Annotated in this window: 20 protein-coding genes; all 20 read right to left on the reverse strand. The window is 53.8% G+C overall.

Annotation, left to right across the window (positions count from 1 at the left end):
• Positions 1-314 precede the first annotated feature (314 nt).
• The 20 genes from phoU to asnC all read right to left on the reverse strand — a co-directional run bounded on the left by phoU (position 315) and on the right by asnC (position 20,259).
• Complete coding sequence (phoU, locus tag AB8818_RS22105) at positions 315-1,040, reverse strand: phosphate signaling complex protein PhoU (protein ID WP_008500182.1); 726 nt, start codon at positions 1,038-1,040, stop codon at positions 315-317.
• Between the two features lie 26 nt (positions 1,041-1,066).
• Positions 1,067-1,840: a phosphate ABC transporter ATP-binding protein PstB gene (pstB, locus tag AB8818_RS22110; RefSeq protein WP_010426574.1), complete on the reverse strand. Its 774-nt coding sequence runs from the start codon at positions 1,838-1,840 to the stop codon at positions 1,067-1,069.
• 47 nt (positions 1,841-1,887) lie between these two features.
• On the reverse strand, positions 1,888-2,778 hold the full coding sequence (pstA, locus tag AB8818_RS22115; RefSeq protein WP_014881893.1) for a phosphate ABC transporter permease PstA: 891 nt from the start codon (positions 2,776-2,778) through the stop codon (positions 1,888-1,890).
• The gene (gene pstC, locus AB8818_RS22120) at positions 2,778-3,737 is read right to left on the reverse strand and encodes a phosphate ABC transporter permease PstC (RefSeq protein WP_028014924.1); all 960 of its coding nucleotides are present in this window, start codon (positions 3,735-3,737) and stop codon (positions 2,778-2,780) included. The genes pstA and pstC overlap by 1 nt, the downstream gene beginning before the upstream one ends.
• A gap of 128 nt (positions 3,738-3,865) precedes the next feature.
• Positions 3,866-4,906, reverse strand: coding sequence for a phosphate ABC transporter substrate-binding protein PstS (gene pstS, locus AB8818_RS22125; RefSeq protein ID WP_116343664.1), 1,041 nt, complete (start codon positions 4,904-4,906; stop codon positions 3,866-3,868).
• A gap of 278 nt (positions 4,907-5,184) precedes the next feature.
• A complete protein-coding gene (gene glmS / locus AB8818_RS22130; RefSeq protein WP_153657026.1) occupies positions 5,185-7,014 on the reverse strand; it encodes a glutamine--fructose-6-phosphate transaminase (isomerizing) in 1,830 nt (609 codons plus the stop codon).
• Between the two features lie 242 nt (positions 7,015-7,256).
• Entirely contained in the window at positions 7,257-8,627 is a 1,371-nt protein-coding gene (gene glmU / locus AB8818_RS22135) for a bifunctional UDP-N-acetylglucosamine diphosphorylase/glucosamine-1-phosphate N-acetyltransferase GlmU (RefSeq protein WP_192984759.1), read from the reverse strand.
• Positions 8,628-8,765: 138 nt separating this feature from the next.
• Complete coding sequence (locus tag AB8818_RS22140) at positions 8,766-9,185, reverse strand: F0F1 ATP synthase subunit epsilon (RefSeq protein WP_006177560.1); 420 nt, start codon at positions 9,183-9,185, stop codon at positions 8,766-8,768.
• Between the two features lie 20 nt (positions 9,186-9,205).
• Positions 9,206-10,588 carry a F0F1 ATP synthase subunit beta gene (gene atpD / locus AB8818_RS22145; RefSeq protein ID WP_003862362.1) on the reverse strand — a complete coding sequence of 461 codons (1,383 nt, stop codon included), beginning with the start codon at positions 10,586-10,588 and terminating at the stop codon, positions 9,206-9,208.
• Positions 10,589-10,619: 31 nt separating this feature from the next.
• Positions 10,620-11,483 carry a F0F1 ATP synthase subunit gamma gene (gene atpG / locus AB8818_RS22150; protein ID WP_003862364.1) on the reverse strand — a complete coding sequence of 288 codons (864 nt, stop codon included), beginning with the start codon at positions 11,481-11,483 and terminating at the stop codon, positions 10,620-10,622.
• Between the two features lie 51 nt (positions 11,484-11,534).
• A complete protein-coding gene (gene atpA / locus AB8818_RS22155; RefSeq protein WP_006808751.1) occupies positions 11,535-13,076 on the reverse strand; it encodes a F0F1 ATP synthase subunit alpha in 1,542 nt (513 codons plus the stop codon).
• Positions 13,077-13,088: 12 nt separating this feature from the next.
• On the reverse strand, positions 13,089-13,622 hold the full coding sequence (atpH, locus tag AB8818_RS22160; protein WP_003862369.1) for a F0F1 ATP synthase subunit delta: 534 nt from the start codon (positions 13,620-13,622) through the stop codon (positions 13,089-13,091).
• A 14-nt stretch (positions 13,623-13,636) separates the two neighbouring features.
• Positions 13,637-14,107 (reverse strand): F0F1 ATP synthase subunit B, encoded by a 471-nt coding sequence (gene atpF / locus AB8818_RS22165; RefSeq protein WP_003862370.1) that lies wholly within the window; start codon positions 14,105-14,107, stop codon positions 13,637-13,639.
• Between the two features lie 48 nt (positions 14,108-14,155).
• Complete coding sequence (atpE, locus tag AB8818_RS22170; RefSeq protein ID WP_000429386.1) at positions 14,156-14,395, reverse strand: F0F1 ATP synthase subunit C; 240 nt, start codon at positions 14,393-14,395, stop codon at positions 14,156-14,158.
• Between the two features lie 49 nt (positions 14,396-14,444).
• Positions 14,445-15,260: a F0F1 ATP synthase subunit A gene (atpB, locus tag AB8818_RS22175; protein WP_014881883.1), complete on the reverse strand. Its 816-nt coding sequence runs from the start codon at positions 15,258-15,260 to the stop codon at positions 14,445-14,447.
• Between the two features lie 8 nt (positions 15,261-15,268).
• Positions 15,269-15,649 (reverse strand): F0F1 ATP synthase subunit I, encoded by a 381-nt coding sequence (gene atpI / locus AB8818_RS22180; RefSeq protein WP_008500194.1) that lies wholly within the window; start codon positions 15,647-15,649, stop codon positions 15,269-15,271.
• Positions 15,650-16,265: 616 nt separating this feature from the next.
• Positions 16,266-16,889 (reverse strand): 16S rRNA (guanine(527)-N(7))-methyltransferase RsmG, encoded by a 624-nt coding sequence (gene rsmG / locus AB8818_RS22185; RefSeq protein WP_116343667.1) that lies wholly within the window; start codon positions 16,887-16,889, stop codon positions 16,266-16,268.
• Between the two features lie 107 nt (positions 16,890-16,996).
• Entirely contained in the window at positions 16,997-18,886 is a 1,890-nt protein-coding gene (gene mnmG / locus AB8818_RS22190; protein ID WP_032644275.1) for a tRNA uridine-5-carboxymethylaminomethyl(34) synthesis enzyme MnmG, read from the reverse strand.
• 374 nt (positions 18,887-19,260) lie between these two features.
• Positions 19,261-19,710 (reverse strand): FMN-binding protein MioC, encoded by a 450-nt coding sequence (gene mioC, locus AB8818_RS22195; RefSeq protein ID WP_116343668.1) that lies wholly within the window; start codon positions 19,708-19,710, stop codon positions 19,261-19,263.
• Positions 19,711-19,800: 90 nt separating this feature from the next.
• A complete protein-coding gene (gene asnC, locus AB8818_RS22200; protein WP_008500198.1) occupies positions 19,801-20,259 on the reverse strand; it encodes a transcriptional regulator AsnC in 459 nt (152 codons plus the stop codon).
• Positions 20,260-20,278 lie beyond the last annotated feature (19 nt).

The raw sequence follows: 20,278 nt of genomic DNA on the forward strand, positions 1-20,278 counted from the left end.
GATAGCCTGAAGGAATAAGCTGAGGGTACCGCGAAGCGGCGATTTACCGCCGGGAGCCCGGGTCGCCAGGGCGGTGGCGATTGAGCCGCCCTGGCACGTTCACCGGTCATGTCCTCACAGAGTAGCAAGGAACGTGAAGTGAACGGAATGACCACCAGAGCCGTATGTTCCCCCTCACCCCAGCCCTCTCCCTCAAGGGAGAGGGGGTCGTCCGTGCTGGCATTATTTTGTGGGGAACCCTCAGCCTCAGGGGAGAGGGAGAAAACCGAATGGTCCCCTCTCCCTGTGGGAGAGGGTTAGGGTGAGGGTAAAAATCACTCTTTCGGATCTTTACCCGCCAGCAGCTTGTCCAGTTCGTCGCCGCCCACATGGCGGAAGTCCTGACCTTTCACGAAGTAGAAAATGTATTCGCAAATGTTCTGGCAGCGGTCGCCGATACGCTCGATAGAGCGCGCGCAGAACAGGGCAGTTAGCACGCTTGGGATCGTACGTGAATCTTCCATCATGTAGGTCATCAGCTGACGGACGATGCCCTCATACTCCTGGTCGACCTTTTTGTCTTCACGGTAGATACGCACCGCTTCGTCCAGATCCATGCGCGCGAATGCATCCAGCACGTCGTGCAGCATCTGCACGGTGTGACGACCGAGCGATTCCAGACTCACCAGCAGCGGCTGGTGCTGCTGAGAGAATTTCTCCAGCGCGGTGCGGCAGATTTTATCCGCCACGTCACCAATACGCTCCAGCTCGGCGATGGTTTTGATGATCGCCATCACCAGACGCAGGTCGCTCGCCGTCGGCTGACGTTTCGCGATAATGCGCACGCAGGCCTCGTCGATGGCAACTTCCATCATGTTGACGTTTTTGTCGCCTTCAATGACGCGCTTCGCCAGCTCGCTATCCTGGTTGTGCATCGCCGTAATCGCATCAGAAAGCTGCTGCTCGACCATGCCACCCATGGTCATTACCTGCGTGCGGATGCTTTCCAGCTCTGCGTTGAACTGGCCGGAAATGTGTTTATTTAGATTGAGGTTGTCCATGGTTTCTCCACATGCACTAAGGCAAATCAACCGTAGCGGCCAGTAATATAATCTTCAGTTTGTTTCTTCGCGGGCCGGGTGAACAGCGCATCCGTATCGCTGAACTCAATCAGCTCGCCCAGGTACATAAACGCCGTGTGATCGGAACAACGTGCAGCCTGCTGCATGTTATGGGTCACGATAACCACGGTGTAATCCTGCTTCAGCTCGGTGATCAGCTCTTCAATACGACCGGTTGAGATCGGGTCCAGCGCCGAGCACGGCTCATCCAGCAGCAATACTTCCGGACGAATGGCGATACCACGCGCAATACACAGACGCTGCTGCTGACCACCGGAGAGAGAGTACCCGCTCTGGTGCAACTTATCTTTGGTTTCGTTCCATAATGCGGCCTTGGTCAATGCCCACTGCACGCGCTCGTCCATATCGGCACGGGAGAGCTTCTCAAACAGACGAACGCCAAACGCGATGTTGTCATAGATGGACATCGGGAACGGCGTTGGTTTCTGGAACACCATCCCCACTTTGGCGCGCAGCAGGGCGATATCCTGGGCCTGGGTCAGAATGTTTTCGCCATCCAGGATAATTTCACCTTCAGCGCGCTGCTCCGGATAGAGCGAATACATTTTGTTAAAGGTACGCAGCAGCGTGGATTTACCGCAGCCGGACGGACCGATGAATGCCGTGACCTGGTTCTTCGCAATATCCAGGTTGATATTCTTCAGGGCATGGAATTTGCCGTAGTAGAAGTTCAAATCACGAACCTGAATCTTACCCGGGGCAGTATCAACCATACTCATTGACTCATTTCCTCATTCGGCGCCGCGATCTGCCGCGCCGTAAAAAATTAACCGTGTTTCTTCTTCGCGAAAATGACGCGCGCCAGAATGTTCAGCAACAGTACGCAAAGGGTGATGATCAGCACCCCGGCCCAGGCCAGCTGCTGCCATTCCGCGAATGGACTCATCGCAAATTTAAAGATCGTCACCGGCAGGTTGGCGATCGGCTGCATCATGTCCGTACTCCAGAACTGGTTGGAGAGGGCAGTAAACAGCAGCGGTGCCGTTTCACCGGCGATACGGGCGATAGCCAGCAGAATACCGGTCATGATCCCGGAGACCGACGCTTTCAGCGTAATCGCAGAAATCATTTTCCATTTCGGCGTACCCAGCGCGTAAGCCGCTTCACGCAGGCTGTCCGGCACCAGTTTCAGCATGTTTTCGGTGGTACGAATGACGATAGGCACCTGCAGCAGCGCCAGCGCAATCACGCCCGCCCAGCCGGAGAAGTGTTCCATTTGCGCAACCACGATGGTGTAAACAAACAGGCCCACGACAATCGACGGAGCGGAAAGCAGGATGTCGTTAATGAAGCGAATCACCTCTGCCAGCCAGGATTTACGCCCGTACTCCGCCAGATAGATACCGGCCATAATGCCCAGCGGCGTACCGAAGACCGTCGCCCACAGGATCAGCAGGCCACTGCCCGCCAGGGCGTTTGCCAGACCACCACCCGCCGTATTTGGCGGCGGCGTCATCTCGGTGAACAGCGCCAGAGACATGCCATCAATACCACGGGTGATGGTGGACATCAGGATCCAGATCAGCCAGAACAGGCCGAATGCCATCGTTGCCATGGAGAGCGTCAGCGCAATGCGGTTTTTGAAACGACGCTTCGCCTGCATTTTGCGGCGGGATTCCGCAAGCTGAGCGGTGCTTTGCATTTCGAGAGTTGCCATCAGCGTGCCCCCTCATTTTTCGCGAGACGCAGGATCATCAGCTTGGAAATCGCCAGAACAATGAAGGTGATAACGAACAGAATCAGGCCCAGTTCCATCAGCGCTGCGACGTGCAGCCCGGATTCCGCTTCGGCAAACTCGTTCGCCAGCGCGGAAGTAATGCTGTTACCCGGCATATAGAGTGAGGCGCTGTCGAGCTGATAGGTGTTACCGATGATAAAGGTGACTGCCATGGTTTCACCCAGCGCGCGACCTAAGCCCAGCATCACGCCACCGATCACCCCATTTTTGGTGAACGGAAGGACTATGCGCCAGATAACTTCCCAGGTGGTACAGCCGATGCCGTAGGCCGACTCTTTCATCATCACCGGGGTTTGTTCGAAAACATCGCGCATCACCGCCGCAATGTACGGAATAATCATAATGGCGAGGATCACCCCTGCCGCCAGAATACCGATACCGAATGCCGGGCCAGAGAACAGGGCTCCCACAAACGGAACGGCTGAGAGAACATTACCCACCGGTTCCTGGAAGTACGTGGCAAACAGCGGCGCAAAGATAAACAGACCCCACATGCCGTATACGATACTTGGGATGGCCGCCAGCAGTTCAATGGCAATACCCAGCGGGCGACGCAGCCAGCCCGGCGCCAGTTCCGTCAGGAACAGCGCAATACCGAAGCTTACCGGAACCGCAATCAGCAGGGCGATGAACGAGGTCACCAGCGTACCGTAAATCGGCACCAGCGCACCGTAGATGTCGTTCGGCGCGTCCCACTCTTTGGTCCACAGGAAGGAGAAACCGAATTTCTGAATGCTCGGCCAGGAGGAGAAAATCAGAGACACGATAATGCCGCCCAGCAGCAATAGCACAATCAGCGCAGCCAGTTTGACCAGCGCGCCGAAAATCATGTCACCTTTTTTACCCGGAGGGTTAAATGCAGGCTTGGTTGCAGCCATAAATTACTCTTCTTTATGAAACGTCTTACGAATATGCCCGGTGGCGCTGGCGCTTACCGGGCCTACAGGATGAACCGTAGGGCGGGTAAGCGTGAGCGCCACCCGCCATCTTCGTCAAAAATATCCTGTTAGTACAGCGCTTTACCGCTGCTGTCTTTCACGTTGGTTTTCCATGCAGCACGGACCTGCTCAACCACGCTGTCCGGCAGGCTGGCGTAATCCAGATCGTTAGCCTGCTTGCCGCCGTTTTTGTATGCCCAGTCGAAGAACTTCAGCACCTCAGCACCCTGCTCAGGTTTCTTCTGCTCTTTGTGAACCAGGATGAAGGTCGTGGAGGTGATTGGCCACGCGCCTTCGCCTTTCTGGTTAGTCAGATCCTGCGCAAAGGATTTGCTCCAGTCAGCGCCTTTCGCGGCGTTAGCGAAGTTCTCTTCGGTCGGGCTTACCGGTTTGCCGTCAGCAGAAACCAGTTTGGTGTAAGCCAGGTTGTTCTGCTTAGCGTAGGCGTACTCTACGTAGCCGATAGAGCCAGGCAGACGCTGTACGAACGCGGCGATACCGTCGTTACCTTTTCCGCCCAGACCGGTTGGCCAGTTAACGGTAGAGCCGGAACCGACTTTAGATTTCCACTCTTCGTTCACTTTCGCCAGGTAGCTTGTGAAGACGAAAGAGGTACCGGAACCATCCGCGCGGCGAACCACGGCGATATTCTGCGAAGGCAGCTTAACGCCCGGGTTCAGTTTAGTGATGGCTTCGTCATCCCATTTTTTGATTTTGCCCAGGTAGATGTCGCCCAGGGTTTTGCCGTCCAGCACCAGCTCGCCTGATTTCAGGCCAGGGATGTTAACAGCCAGCACAACACCGCCGATCACGGTTGGGAACTGGAACAGGCCTTCCTGATTCAGTTTCTCGTCAGACAGCGGAGCGTCTGATGCGCCGAAATCAACGGTATTCGCGGTAATTTGTTTTACGCCACCGGAGGAGCCGATACCCTGATAGTTAACCTTATTACCGGTTTCCTTCTGGTAGGTATCCGCCCATTTGGCATACACCGGCGCAGGGAAGGTTGCACCAGCGCCAGTCAGGCTTGCCGCTGCAAAAGCAGAGAAAGCGCTCAGAGATAAGGTCGCGGCGACAACAGTTGCGACAGTGGTACGCATAACTTTCATAATGTCTCCTGCAAGGATTTCGTAAATCATTGTTTAAGTGGCTACGATGAGCAAAATAGGACAAACAGGTGACAGATAAATGTACGAATTATGACAGTTTTATGACAATGGATATTTCACTTAAAGAAAAAGAAAACTATATATATTTATCAATAAGTTAACTTAGAACATGACGGCAGGGTTTCAGTAATATTTTCTTTATGTGACACTGAAAAAATAGCTGAAAATGACAGATTGTCATTAAAAAAGGCTCCACCTGATAGTGGAGCCTGGAAGGATTATTCTACGGTAACGGATTTCGCCAGGTTACGCGGCTGGTCAACGTCGGTGCCTTTGATCAGCGCCACGTGATAGGCCAGCAGCTGCAGCGGAACGGTGTAGAAGATCGGTGCAATCACCTCTTCCACGTGCGGCATCTCAATGATGTGCATGTTGTCGTTGCTGACAAAACCGGCATCTTTGTCGGCGAAGACGTACAGAACGCCGCCGCGGGCGCGAACTTCTTCGATATTAGACTTCAGTTTTTCCAGCAGTTCGTTGTTCGGTGCCACAACGATGACCGGCATATCCGCGTCAATCAGCGCCAGCGGGCCGTGTTTCAGCTCGCCTGCCGCGTAGGCTTCTGCGTGGATGTAGGAGATCTCTTTCAGCTTCAGCGCGCCTTCCAGCGCAATTGGATACTGATCGCCACGCCCCAGGAACAGAGCGTGATGTTTGTCAGAGAAATCTTCCGCCAGCGCTTCAATGCGTTTGTCCTGAGACAGCATCTGCTCAATACGGCTCGGCAGCGCCTGCAGGCCGTGAACAATGTCATGCTCAACGGAAGCATCTTCGCCTTTCAGACGCGCCAGCTTCGCCACCAGCATCAGCAGAACGGTCAGCTGAGTGGTAAACGCTTTGGTGGAAGCTACGCCGATTTCGGTGCCCGCTTTCGTCATCAGCGCCAGATCGGATTCACGCACCAGGGATGAGCCTGGGACGTTACAGATGGCCAGCGAGCCCAGGTAACCCAGTTCTTTAGACAGACGCAGCGCCGCCAGCGTATCCGCCGTTTCGCCGGACTGAGAAAGTGTGATCATCAGGCTGTTGCGACGCACCGCAGACTTGCGATAGCGGAACTCAGACGCGATTTCCACGTCGCACGGCACGCCCGCCAGGGATTCAAACCAGTAGCGAGAGACCATACCGGAGTTGTAGGAGGTGCCGCAGGCCACGATCTGAATATGCTCGACCTTGCCGAGCAGTTCGTTCGCGTTTGCCCCCAGCTCGCTCAGATCAACTTCACCGTGGCTGATGCGCCCGGTCAGGGTGTTTTTGATGGCGTTTGGCTGCTCGTAGATCTCTTTCTGCATGTAGTGACGGTAAGCGCCTTTGTCGCCCGCGTCGTACTGCAGATTCGATTCGATCTCCTGACGCTTCACCTGCTCGCCTTTGGTGTCGAAGACGGTCACGCTACGGCGAGTCACTTCCGCAATATCCCCCTCTTCCAGGAAGATAAAGCGACGGGTGACCGGCAGGAGTGCCAGCTGATCGGAGGCGATAAAGTTTTCACCCATGCCCAGACCGATAACCATCGGGCTACCGGAACGCGCTGCCAGCAGCGTGGATGGATCGCGTGAGTCCATGATCACCGTACCGTACGCACCGCGCAGCTGAGGGATAGCACGCAGCACCGCATCACGCAGCGTACCGCCCTGTGCCAGTTCCCAGTGCACCAGGTGAGCAATCACTTCGGTGTCAGTTTCAGAGACGAAGGTATAGCCGCGCGCTTTCAGTTCTTCGCGCAGCGGTTCGTGGTTTTCGATAATGCCGTTGTGCACCACCACAATGTGTTCAGACACATGCGGGTGCGCGTTACCTTCAGACGGTTCGCCGTGCGTCGCCCAGCGGGTGTGCGCGATACCGGTACCACCGTGCAGCGGATGTTCTTCCGCAGCCTGAGCCAGCATCTGCACTTTACCGAGGCGACGCAGGCGGGTCATGTGCCCTTCTGCATCCACGACAGCCAGACCGGCAGAGTCGTAACCACGGTATTCCAGACGACGTAAACCTTCGAGAAGGATTTCAGCAATATCACGCTGCGCAACTGCGCCAACAATTCCACACATATTTTAGATTCCGAATTTAGGCATTATGCCTGCGTTGTCGCTGACCTGTATTTGCCCTTTCCGGGCGCCCCGAGCCTTGTAGAGAGTGGGGTTATTTTTATGGGTACTGCCTGTGGGGGGAGGATTATGTTATCCCCTCACCCCAGCCCTCTCCCCAAAGGGGCGAGGGAGAAAAACACCGCACCTTTCAATTCCCCTCTCCCCTATGGGGAGAGGGTCAGGGTGAGGGGTGTATATTGTTGTTACTTCTTCTTCACCGGGCGTTTCCAGCCCTGCTTGTGTACCTGCGGCACACGGCTTAATACCAGCTCGTTATCGGCGATATCGCGCGTAACGGTTGTTCCGGCGGCAATCGTTACCCCGTTACCCACGGTAACCGGTGCCACCAGCTGTGTATCGGAACCGACAAACACATCATCACCGATGATGGTTTTAAACTTATTGGCACCGTCATAGTTACAGGTAATGGTCCCTGCACCAATATTTACGTTGTCGCCAATCTCCGCGTCGCCCAGATAGGTCAAATGACCGGCTTTCGAGCCTTTACCCAGACGCGCTTTTTTCATTTCCACGAAGTTGCCCACGTGCGCGCCTTCCAGCAGCTCAGCACCCGGGCGCAGACGCGCAAACGGGCCGATGGTACAGGCGGCATCCAGACGGGCATCTTCCACCACGCTGTACGGGCTGATTTCGCAGTCGTCACCGATGACGCTGTTTTTAATCACACAGCCGGCGCCAATTTTGACGCGGTTACCCAGCGTAACGTTGCCTTCAAGGATAACGTTAGTATCGATCTCAACGTCGCGCCCGTGAGACACGGTGCCGCGCAGATCGAAACGCGCCGGATCGCGCAGCATCACGCCCGCCAGCAGCAGTTTTTCGGCCTGTTCTGACTGATACACGCGCTCCAGGCGGGAAAGCTGAAGACGGTTATTCACCCCTTCGGTTTCGCTAATACGCGCCGGATGAACCGCCGCAATCTCACGTCCTTCCTGGTACGCCATCGCAATGATGTCGGTGATGTAGTACTCACCCTGCGCGTTGTGGTTGTTGAGCTGCGATAGCCAGCGCTTCATGTCCGCGCCATTGGCAATCAGGATACCAGTGTTGATCTCCTGAATCTGACGCTGTTCGTCGCTGGCATCTTTATGCTCAACAATACCCGTGACGTTGCCGTTTTCACGGGTGATACGGCCATAACCGCTTGGTTCGTCCAGCACGACGGTCAACAAGCCAATGCCGCCCTGCGGTTTGGCAGCACGCAGGCGAGTCAGCGTTTCAACGGAGATCAGCGGAACATCGCCGTAGAGCATCAGGATGTCTTCGTCATCCGCAAAGAAAGGGGCAGCCTGCTGCATCGCATGGCCTGTGCCCAGCTGTTCGGCCTGAAGCACCCAGTTGAGCTTGTCATCGCTCAGCGTCTTTTTAAGCAGATCGCCACCGTGGCCGTAGACCAGGTGGACCTGACGGGCGCCCAGTTCATTCGCTGCATCAATAACATGCTTCACCATTGGCTTTCCTGCCAGCGTGTGGAGCACCTTAGGCAGATCGGAATACATGCGGGTACCTTTGCCTGCGGCAAGGATCACCACGCTCATCGCACTGTTTGACATACGCATCCTGACGGTAGTTTGAGTGAGAAGTAAAAACGTTTGATGCCTAAAATTCTACATCTTTTTCATCATGAATTAAGGATGAAAAAAAAAGCCAGCCTGGTATCCAGACTGGCTTTTGTGCTTTTCAAGCCGGTGTTACATCGCTTTTTTGGTCAACTCGATAACGCGCAGTTTCGCGATCGCTTTGGCCAGCTCCGCAGACGCCTGAGCGTAATCCACGTCACCATGAGAGCTGCTAATGTGCTCTTCAGCCTTACGCTTCGATTCCAGGGCTCGCGCTTCGTCGAGATCCTGGCCACGAATAGCGGTATCGGCCAGAACGGTCACACTGCCAGGCTGCACTTCAAGAATGCCGCCGGACAGATAGATAAACTCTTCGTGACCGAACTGTTTAACGATGCGGATCATACCAGGCTTAATGGCGGTGAGCAGCGGTGCGTGACCCGGGAAAATACCCAGTTCACCTTCACTACCCGTTACCTGGATTTTCTCGACCAGACCAGAGAACATTTGTTGCTCTGCGCTGACGACGTCCAGGTGGTAAGTCATTGCCATATCACCCTCCGATTAAGGCGTTAAAGTTTTTTGGCTTTTTCCACGGCTTCTTCGATGGAACCAACCATGTAGAACGCCTGCTCTGGCAGGTGATCGTATTCGCCTTCCATGATGCCTTTAAAGCCACGGATGGTGTCTTTAAGGGAAACGTATTTACCCGGAGAACCGGTGAATACTTCCGCAACGAAGAACGGCTGGGACAGGAAGCGCTGGATCTTACGCGCACGTGCTACCACCAGTTTGTCTTCTTCAGACAGTTCATCCATACCCAGGATGGCGATGATGTCTTTCAGTTCCTGGTAACGCTGCAGCAGGGACTGTACGCCACGCGCGGTGTCGTAGTGTTCCTGACCAACAACCAGTGGATCCAGCTGACGACTGGTGGAGTCCAGCGGGTCAACGGCCGGGTAGATACCCAGAGACGCGATCTGACGGCTCAGTACCACGGTTGCGTCTAAGTGCGCAAAGGTGGTTGCTGGAGATGGGTCAGTCAAGTCATCCGCAGGTACGTATACCGCCTGAACGGAGGTGATAGAACCGGTTTTGGTAGAGGTGATACGTTCCTGAAGAACACCCATCTCTTCCGCCAGGGTCGGCTGGTAGCCTACCGCTGAAGGCATACGACCCAGCAGTGCAGATACTTCCGTACCGGCCAGGGTGTAACGATAGATGTTATCAACGAACAGCAGAACGTCACGGCCTTCGTCACGGAATTTCTCAGCCATCGTCAGGCCAGTCAGCGCAACGCGCAGACGGTTTCCTGGTGGCTCGTTCATCTGGCCGTAAACCAGGGATACTTTGTCCAGAACGTTGGAGTCGGTCATTTCGTGGTAGAAGTCGTTACCCTCACGAGTACGTTCACCTACACCCGCAAACACTGAGTAACCGGAGTGCTCGATCGCGATGTTACGGATCAGCTCCATCATGTTTACGGTTTTACCTACACCCGCACCACCGAACAGACCAACTTTACCGCCCTTCGCAAACGGACACATCAGGTCGATAACTTTGATACCAGTTTCCAGCAGTTCCTGAGAGCTGGACAGCTCTTCGTAGGAAGGTGCCGCGCGGTGGATAGCCCAACGCTCTTCTTCACCGATGTCGCCCTTCATGTCGATTGGCTGACCCAATACGTTCATGATACGACCCAGTGTTGCTTTACCTACCGGGACTTCGATCGGATGCTCAAGGTCTTTAACTTCCAGACCACGACGCAGACCGTCGGAAGAACCCATCGCGATGGTACGCACGATACCGCCGCCGAGCTGCTGCTGAACTTCCAGCACCAGGCTCTCGTTACCATTCTGTACCTCAAGCGCGTCGTACACGCGTGGTACGGCGTCCTGAGGGAACTCGACGTCCACCACGGCGCCGATTACCTGGACAATCTTTCCAGTAGCCATCTTGAATCCTCTACGTAATTCGTAAACCTGGTTAAACCGCGGCGGCCCCCGAGACGATCTCGGTGAGTTCCTGAGTAATGCTGGCCTGACGAGCTTTGTTGTAAACCAACTGCAGCTCTTTAATCAGGCTGCCGCCATTATCGGTCGCGGCTTTCATCGCCACCATTCGTGCGGCCTGCTCGCTGGCCAGGTTTTCTACAACGCCCTGATAAACCTGAGATTCAACGTAACGACGCAGCAGGGTATCCAGCAGCGGTTTCGGATCGGGTTCATACAGGTAATCCCAGGCTTTCTGCTTCAGCTCGTCATCTTCTGATGCCGGTAACGGCAGCATCTGAGTGAGCGTTGGAACCTGAGACATGGTGTTAATGAATTTGTTGCTGACAACGTACAGTCTGTCCAGGCGGCCTTCATCGTAGGCCTGCAACATCACTTTAACCGGGCCGATCAGTTCAGACAGGGACGGGTTATCACCCATACCGGTCACCTGAGCGACAATGTTGCCACCAACGGAGTTAAAGAAAGAGACGCCTTTAGAGCCAATCAGTGCCAGATCGCACTGAACGCCTTTATCAGACCAGCCTTTCATATCCGCCAGCAGTTTTTTGAACAGGTTAATGTTCAAGCCGCCACACAGACCACGGTCAGTCGACACCACCAGGTAGCCCACGCGCTTAACGTCGCGTTCTTCCAGGTAAGGGTGCTTATATTCCAGATTACCGTTTGCAAGGTGACCAATCACTTTGCGCATGGTCTCTGCATAAGGACGGCTGGCCGCCATGCGATCCTGCGATTTACGCATTTTGGAAGCGGCGACCATCTCCATCGCTTTAGTGATCTTTTGCGTGTTCTGGACGCTTGCGATCTTACTACGTATCTCTTTTGCGCCGGCCATGAGCTTCTCCTCAATGCCAGGCGGCTTGCCCTGAGACAAGCCGCCGGACGATTACCAGGATTGGGTTGCTTTGAAGGAATCGAGGATAGCTTTCAGCTTGCCTTCGATTTCGTCGTTATAGCCACCGGTCTGGTTGATCTCTTGCATCAGCGGAGCGTGATCACGGTCGACGTAAGCCAGCAGAGCGGCTTCGAAGCTACCGATTTTCGCCAGTTCCACATCTTCGAGGTAACCGCGTTCAGCCGCGAACAGTACCAGGCCCTGCTGAGCAACAGACATTGGAGCGTACTGTTTCTGCTTCAGCAGTTCGGTCACTTTCTGACCGTGGCTCAGCTGTTTACGGGTTGCTTCGTCCAGATCGGATGCGAACTGAGAGAACGCAGCCAGTTCACGATACTGTGCCAGCGCGGTACGGATACCACCGGACAGTTTCTTGATGATCTTGGTCTGAGCAGCACCACCCACACGGGATACGGAGATACCCGGGTTAACCGCCGGACGAATACCGGAGTTAAACAGGTTGGTTTCCAGGAAGATCTGACCATCGGTAATGGAGATTACGTTGGTCGGAACGAACGCAGAAACGTCACCCGCCTGGGTTTCAATGATCGGCAGCGCGGTCAGAGAACCTGTTTTACCCTTCACTTCACCTTTGGTGAAGTTCTCGACGTATTCCGCGTTAACGCGGGAAGCACGCTCCAGCAGACGAGAGTGGAGGTAGAATACGTCGCCCGGGAATGCTTCACGTCCTGGTGGACGACGGAGCAGCAGGGAAACCTGACGATAAGCAACAGCCTGTTTAGACAGGTCATCGTATACGATCAGCGCATCTTCACCGCGGTCACGGAAGTATTCGCCCATTGCACAACCGGCGTATGGCGCCAGGTATTGCAGTGCAGCAGATTCAGAAGCGGTAGCCACAACAACGATGGTGTTAGACAGCGCGCCGTGCTCTTCCAGTTTACGAACCACGTTAGAAATGGTGGACGCTTTCTGGCCGATGGCCACGTACACACATTTGATGCCGGAGTCACGCTGGTTGATGATGGCGTCGATTGCCATCGCGGTTTTACCGGTCTGACGGTCACCGATGATCAGTTCACGCTGACCACGACCGATTGGGATCATGGCGTCAACGGACTTATAACCAGTCTGCACTGGCTGATCAACGGACTGACGGTCGATAACGCCCGGTGCGATAACTTCGATTGGGGAGAAGCCATCGTGCTCCACCGGACCTTTACCGTCGATTGGCGCACCCAGGGTGTTAACAACGCGACCCAGCAGGCCACGGCCAACCGGCACTTCCAGAATACGGCCAGTACACTTAACCTTCATGCCTTCGGCGAGGTCAGCGTATGGACCCATCACAACTGCACCTACGGAGTCGCGCTCCAGGTTCAGTGCGATAGCGTAACGGTTACCCGGCAGGGAAATCATCTCACCCTGCATACAATCGGCCAGGCCGTGGATGCGGATAACACCGTCACTTACAGAAACAATAGTACCTTCGTTGTGAGCTTCACTCACAACACTGAACTGAGCAATGCGCTGCTTGATCAGTTCGCTGATTTCGGTGGAATTCAGTTGCATGCTCCAGTCCCCTTAAGACTGCAAGACGTCTGCAAGGCGCTCAAGACGGCCGCGTACGCTGCCATCAATGACCATATCACCCGAGCGGATGATTACGCCTGCCATTACAGACTTATCGATTTTGCAATTCAGCTTAACTTTGCGTGACAGACGTTTTTCCATCGCGGCGGTAATTTTCGCAAGCTGTTCGTCACTCAGTTCAGTCGCGGAAGTCACTTCGACTTCTGCAGTAGCTTCACTAAGGGCACGTAAGTGCTCAAACTGCTCGAGAACATCCGGGAGCACACGGAGACGACCATTTTCTGCCATCACCTTAATCAGGTTCTGGCCGTTGGCATCCAGTTGCTCTCCGCACACGGCGATAAACGACGCGGCGAGGGTTTCAGGTGCTAACGCACCGGAAAGCAACTCGGCCATTTGTTCGTTTTTCGTCACCTCAGCGGCAAACGCCAGCATATTCTGCCAGCGATCGACATTTTGGTGTTCGACAGCAAAGTCAAAAGCTGCTTTGGCGTAGGGGCGAGCTACCGTAACAAATTCAGACATCAGCCCCTCCCTCCTTACAGTTCAGCGACAAGTTTGTCCACGATGTCGCTGTTAGCAGCTTCATCCACGGAACGTTCGATGATCTTCTCGGCGCCAGCAACAGCCAGAATCGCAACCTGCTTACGCAGTTCTTCACGAGCACGTTTACGCTCAGCTTCAATTTCAGCCTGAGCCTGTGTCACGATCTTAGTACGTTCCTGTTCTGCTTCAGCTTTGGCTTCGTCCAGGATCTGAGAACGGCGTTTGTTAGCCTGTTCAATGATTACCTGAGCTTCAGCTTTCGCTTTTTTCAGCTGGTCTGTCGCGTTGGCCTGTGCAAGGTCCAAATCTTTCTTAGCGCGTTCTGCGGAAGCCAGACCGTCAGCAATTTCTTTCTGACGTTTTTCGATGGCAGCCATTAAAGGCGGCCATACATACTTCATGCAGAACCAGACAAAGAGAATAAACGCGATGGCCTGGCCGAGGATTGTTGCGTTCATGTTCACAGCACAATACCTCTTAAATTTCTGTGGCTTGGGGTTTTAAAACAACTACTACGCGACAGCAAACATCACGTACAGACCCAGACCTACAGCGATCATTGGGATTGCATCCACCAGACCCATAACGATAAAGAACTGAGTACGCAGCAGAGGAATCAGATCAGGTTGACGCGCTGCGCCTTCCAGGAATTTACCTCCGAGGATGCCGATACCGATCGCAGCACCGATAGCCGCCAGACCCATCATCACAGCGGCAGCCATGTACAGCAGATCCATATTCAGGTTTTCCATGACAGTCTCCAGTTTGTTTCAATTAAAACGTAGTAGTGTTGGTAAAAAATCAGTGCTCTTCAGACGCCATCGACAGATAGACGATCGTCAGAACCATGAAGATAAAGGCTTGCAGCGTAATGATCAGGATGTGGAAAATGGCCCACGGCACATTAAGAATCCACTGTGACCACCACGGCAGAAGACCCGCGATCAGAATGAAAATCAGCTCACCCGCATACATGTTGCCGAACAGTCGCAGACCCAGTGAAACAGGTTTGGACAGCAGGCTAACGCCTTCCAGGATCAGGTTGACCGGAATAAACGCCCAGTGGTTGAACGGCTGCAAGGTAAGCTCTTTCACAAAGCCGCTTACGCCTTTCATTTTGATGCTGTAGAAAAGAATCAGAATAAACACGCCCAGCGCCATCGACAGGGTGATGTTCACGTCCGCAGACGGTACCACACGCAGCGCAGGCAGGCCGAAGATGTGCTCGCCGATGAACGGCAGCAGGTCAATTGGCAGCAGGTCCATCAGGTTCATCAGGAAGACCCAAACGAACACGGTCAGGGCCAGCGGAGCAATCAGCTTGCTCTTACCATGGTACATATCTTTCACGCTGCCATGGACGAAGCCGATGATCATCTCAACGAATGTCTGGAACTTCCCTGGAACACCGCTGGTCGCTTTTTTAGCAACGCTGCGGAACATGGCCAGGAACAGAAGACCCAAAACCACCGAGAAGAACATGGAGTCGATGTTGATCGTCCAGAAGGTGGCCGGGGGGTTATGTGGATCCACCAGCGAGAATGTACGCAGGTCCAGCTGAAGGTTATTCAGATGGTGACCTATGTAATCCTGCGGCGTCATATTTTCTGAAGCCATGATGCCTTTTACCCTTTGTTATTGATTACAGCTGGAGCCAGAACTTGTACCACCAGCACCAAAACCCACGTTGCTATCAGCGGCATGAATACCACTTTCAAAACCGCCAGCGCCATCACCAGTAGAGCAAAGGTCAGCAACACCTTACACACTTCGCCGAGGGCGAAGGACCAGGCCACGCGGCCTTTGGCGGGTGTATGCGCCTGATGACGCCAGGCAAAAATCATAAACAACACGTTTGGCAGCACGACCGCCAAACCCCCGCACACGGCGGAGATGCCCCAGAAGGGGTCTTTGAGGCTAAACAGCAGTCCACTTGCTATCACAGCCAGAAACTGAATGAACAGAAGCTTACGAGCAACGTTTCTACTCAAGAGCGACACAGACATCACGTTTTTACTCCTGCTCCCTTCGAGGTATGCCGCGTGTCGTATAAAACGTCCTTTAAGGCTCAGAGTCAAGCATCAAAAAGCGGACAAATTATACGGTGCGTACCCGTGATTTCAAACATTAAGTAGCGAAAAGGTGAATAAATGTTTAAATATTTTTCCCCACCGCTATTTTTTAACTTTCGTAGAAAGCATCGACCTTCGAGCAAAACTGCAAACAGCGCGAAAACGTTGACTACAAAGCGTGCACGAGATCACAAAACACACATTTGCGATAAGGTTGTATTTATCAAAGCCGTAATTCGCCCAGAATTATCTTTCTGAAATTAAAGATAAAATATCGCAACTATTTTCAAAACAGCCCCGTACACAATAAAAACCTTTTATTGACATTCTTAATAAATATTTAACATTGTGTTCTGGTTACAGTCTTCCACTTTTAGCAGGCTGATATTTTCATAGTTGACTATCTTCACGATGAATAATCAGCGCGAGGTTAACTGCAAGAAAACCCATAGTGAAAAAGTGGTTAAATGCTCTCTGATAAATCCCGGGTAGTTGTGCTGTTTTTTAACATGCTCAGAACAGCACAAATTCCACATTTTTTATTAATTTTTTAAAAATTGTTTGGCTTAATTATCACCAGATGACGTTCACCATCGAGCTGAGGAACGTTTAATTTCTCGATGGTTTCAACGCTAAAACCGTCCGGAAGCTGTTCAATTTCATCACCGGGCAGCTGTCCTTTAAGCGCATAAAAACGGCCATCGACTGCCGGCAGATGCTTACACCAGCTCACCATGTCATTGAGCGAAGCAAACGCGCGGCTGATAACGCCGTCAAACGGTGGCTCCGCCGGAAACTCCTCTACCCTGCTCTGTACGGGCGTGATGTTATCCAGCTTAAGTTCATGCTGGACCTGACGTAAAAAGCGCACGCGCTTGCCCAGGCTGTCCAGCAGCGTGAAATGGCTCTCAGGTCGGACAATCGACAGCGGAACGCCCGGTAAACCAGGCCCCGTCCCCACGTCGATAAAACGCTCACCTTTCAGATACGGCGCGACCACGATGCTGTCGAGAATATGGCGTACCAGCATCTCGTTGGGGTCGCGAACAGACGTCAGGTTGTACGCTTTATTCCATTTGTTCAGCATATCGACATACGCCACCAGCTGGTTTTTCTGGTGATCGGTGAGCGAAATACCTGCCTGATCCAGCAGACGAGAGAGTTTATTGAGCACGGTGAATACCTGTTTAGAAACAATTTGCCCGGTGGCGCTAACGCTTACCGGGCCTACGAACGATGTTGGGCGGGTAAGCAAAGCGCCACCCGCCAAAACGACTGCAATTATGCGCTGCGGCGCAACATACCCTGCTTTTTCAGCCACACCAGCAGAATCGAAATCGCGGCAGGCGTGACGCCGGAGATCCGTGAAGCCTGGCCAATAGACACCGGTTTGTGATCGTTCAGCTTAGCGATCACTTCGTTGGACAGGCCTGTTACCTGACGGTAGTCCAGCATTTCCGGAAGCAGCGTGTTTTCGTTGCGCTGCTGTTTTTCGATCTCATCCTGCTGACGCGCGATGTAACCTTCGTACTTCACCTGTATTTCGACCTGTTCAGCGGCTTCCGCGTCTTCAAGACCCGGGGCGAACGCGGTGAGTTTCACCAGATTCTCATAGGTCACTTCCGGACGACGCAGCAGATCTTCGCCGCTGGCTTCCCGCGAGAGTGGCGCAGTTAAGTGAGCGTTCACTTCGGCAGCAGTTTCCGCCTGCGGATTTACCCAAGTGGTTTTCAGGCGCTGGCGTTCCTGTTCAATGCGCTCCAGCTTCTCGTTGAAGCGCGCCCAGCGTTCGTCATCCACCAGACCCAGCTCGCGGCCCATCTCGGTCAGACGCAGGTCGGCGTTGTCCTCGCGCAGCATCAGACGATATTCCGCGCGAGAGGTAAACATACGGTACGGTTCTTTGGTGCCCAGGGTGCAGAGATCGTCAACCAGCACGCCCAGATAGGCCTGAGAACGCGCCGGCGCCCATCCCTCTTTCTCGGCAGAGAAGCGAGCGGCATTCAGACCGGCCAGCAAACCCTGCGCTGCGGCTTCTTCGTAGCCGGTGGTGCCGTTAATCTGGCCCGCGAAGAACAGACCGTGGATGAATTTGCTCTCCAGCGTCGGCTTCAGGTCACGCGGGTCGAAGAAATCGTACTCAATAGCGTAGCCAGGGCGAACGATTTTCGCATTCTCCATCCCCTGCATTGAGCGAACAATCTGCATCTGCACGTCGAACGGCAGGCTGGTGGAGATGCCGTTCGGGTAAATTTCGTTTGAGGTCAGCCCTTCCGGCTCCAGGAAGATCTGGTGCTGGTTACGATCGGCAAAGCGCATCACTTTGTCTTCGATCGACGGGCAGTAGCGTGGGCCTATCCCTTCGATCACGCCAGCGTACATGGGACTGCGATCGAGGTTATTGCGGATCACGTCGTGGGTTTTCTCGTTGGTATGCGTGATGTAGCACGGTACCTGCTGCGGATGCTGCGCCGCGTTGCCCATGAACGAGAAGACCGGCATAGGGTTATCACCGTGCTGTTGCGCCAGCACGCTGAAATCAATGGTCCGCGCATCAATACGCGGCGGCGTACCGGTTTTCAGGCGGCTAACGCGCAGCGGCAGCTCACGCAGACGACGAGACAGTGGAATAGACGGCGGATCGCCGGCACGGCCACCGCTGTAGTTATCCAGACCGATATGAATTTTGCCGTCCAGGAATGTCCCGACTGTCAGCACTACGGCTTTAGCACGGAACTTGAGGCCCATCTGGGTCACGGCGCCCACAACGCGATCGTTTTCAACGATAAGATCTTCTACCGCCTGCTGGAAGATCATCAGGTTCGGCTGGTTCTCCAGTGCGGTGCGTACGGCCTGACGGTAAAGCACGCGGTCTGCCTGTGCACGGGTGGCACGAACAGCGGGGCCTTTACTTGCGTTTAGTATCCTAAACTGGATGCCAGCCCGATCGATCGCTTTCGCCATCAGGCCGCCAAGTGCATCCACTTCTTTTACCAGGTGTCCTTTCCCAATGCCGCCAATCGCCGGATTACAGGACATCTGTCCCAGCGTGTCGATATTGTGTGTCAAAAGCAGGGTCTGCTGACCCATACGCGCTGCGGCCATTGCGGCCTCAGTGCCTGCGTGACCCCCGCCAATGATGATGACGTCAAAAGGATCCTGATAAAACATGGTGGTCTGCCTCGCGTAAAGCGGTATGAAAATGGATTGAAGCCCGGGCCGTGGATTCTACTCAACTTTAGTCTTTCGAGAAAGCATTGGGATCCTGGGCTATTAAAAAGAAGATCTTTTTATTTAGAGATCTGTTCTATTGTGATCTCTTATTAGGATCGCGGACCCATGTGGATAAGTCCGATCCCGCAAATAAGATCATGCAGTTAGGAAGGATCGTTTGCTGTGAATGATCGGTGATCCTGGACCGTATAAGCTGGGATCAGATCGCGAGTTTATACACAGGCTAAAAACTAAGCCACGGTTGTTATTTGGATAACTACGGGTTAATACGAGCTTTTAACCAGAGTTATCCACATCTGTTCGCGCGATCTTTAATCGTTTTTGAGTAAATTTTTCCATTCCGCGAGCCAGATCTCGGCCGGATCCTCCGGAATGTCATGATCGAGGATGTTGATCTTGAGCGTTTCACCCAGCTGTTTTGCCCCACAAGAGGTAACAGCGGCTTCGACTTTCTCTATTGCCCCGCAGAAGGTGTCATATTCACGACTGCCGATCCCCACCGCGCCAAAACGGACGTTTGACAGGTCGGGCTGCTGTTCAAGCAGTTCGTCATATAAAGGTTGCAGGTTATCCGGCAGATCGCCCGCGCCGTGCGTGGAGGTGATCAGCAGCCAGACCCCGTCATTCGGGAGATCTTCAAGCAGCGGCCCGTGCAAGGTTTCCGTGGAAAAGCCCGCATCTTCCAGCTTCTCAGCCAGGTGTTCCGCTACATATTCCGCACCGCCAAGGGTGCTGCCGCTGATAAGGGTAATGTCCGCCATTGATCGCTCGCTCAGATAAAGAGGGGATCATTGTACGCTGTGAACGAGCTGGGATCTACCTGTGGAAAATGTGGGAATGAATTTGCCCGATCACGGGCGGATGGTACGCATGATCGGGTTTTGCAGGGAGATCAGTGTCTCGGTGGACTGAATTTCATCGATTGTTTGGATCTTGTTGATAAGTACCTGCTGGAGAGCATCGATGGATCGGCACATCACCTTTATAAAGATGCTGTAGTGCCCGGTGGTGTAGTACGCCTCGGTGACTTCATCGAGCGCGTTCAGCTTCGCCAGCGCGGAGGGGTAGTCTTTTGCGCTTTTAAGAATAATGCCGATGAAGCAGCAGACGTCGTAACCCAGCTGCTTCGGGCTGACGTCAATGCGCGCGCCGGTAATGATCCCTGCCTGCTTCATTTTCTCTACGCGAACGTGAATGGTTCCCGGGCTGACGCCAAACTGTTTTGCCAGTTCGGCGTAGGCTGTACGGGCATTGGCCATTAAGGCCTCCAGAATGCCGCGGTCCAGATTGTCGATCTGATAATTTTCCATAGCTTTTTCTTATGAAGAT

The sequence above is a fragment of the Enterobacter sp. KB-280D8 genome (assembly GCF_041399405.1).
GTDB lineage: Bacteria > Pseudomonadota > Gammaproteobacteria > Enterobacterales > Enterobacteriaceae > Enterobacter > Enterobacter cloacae_N.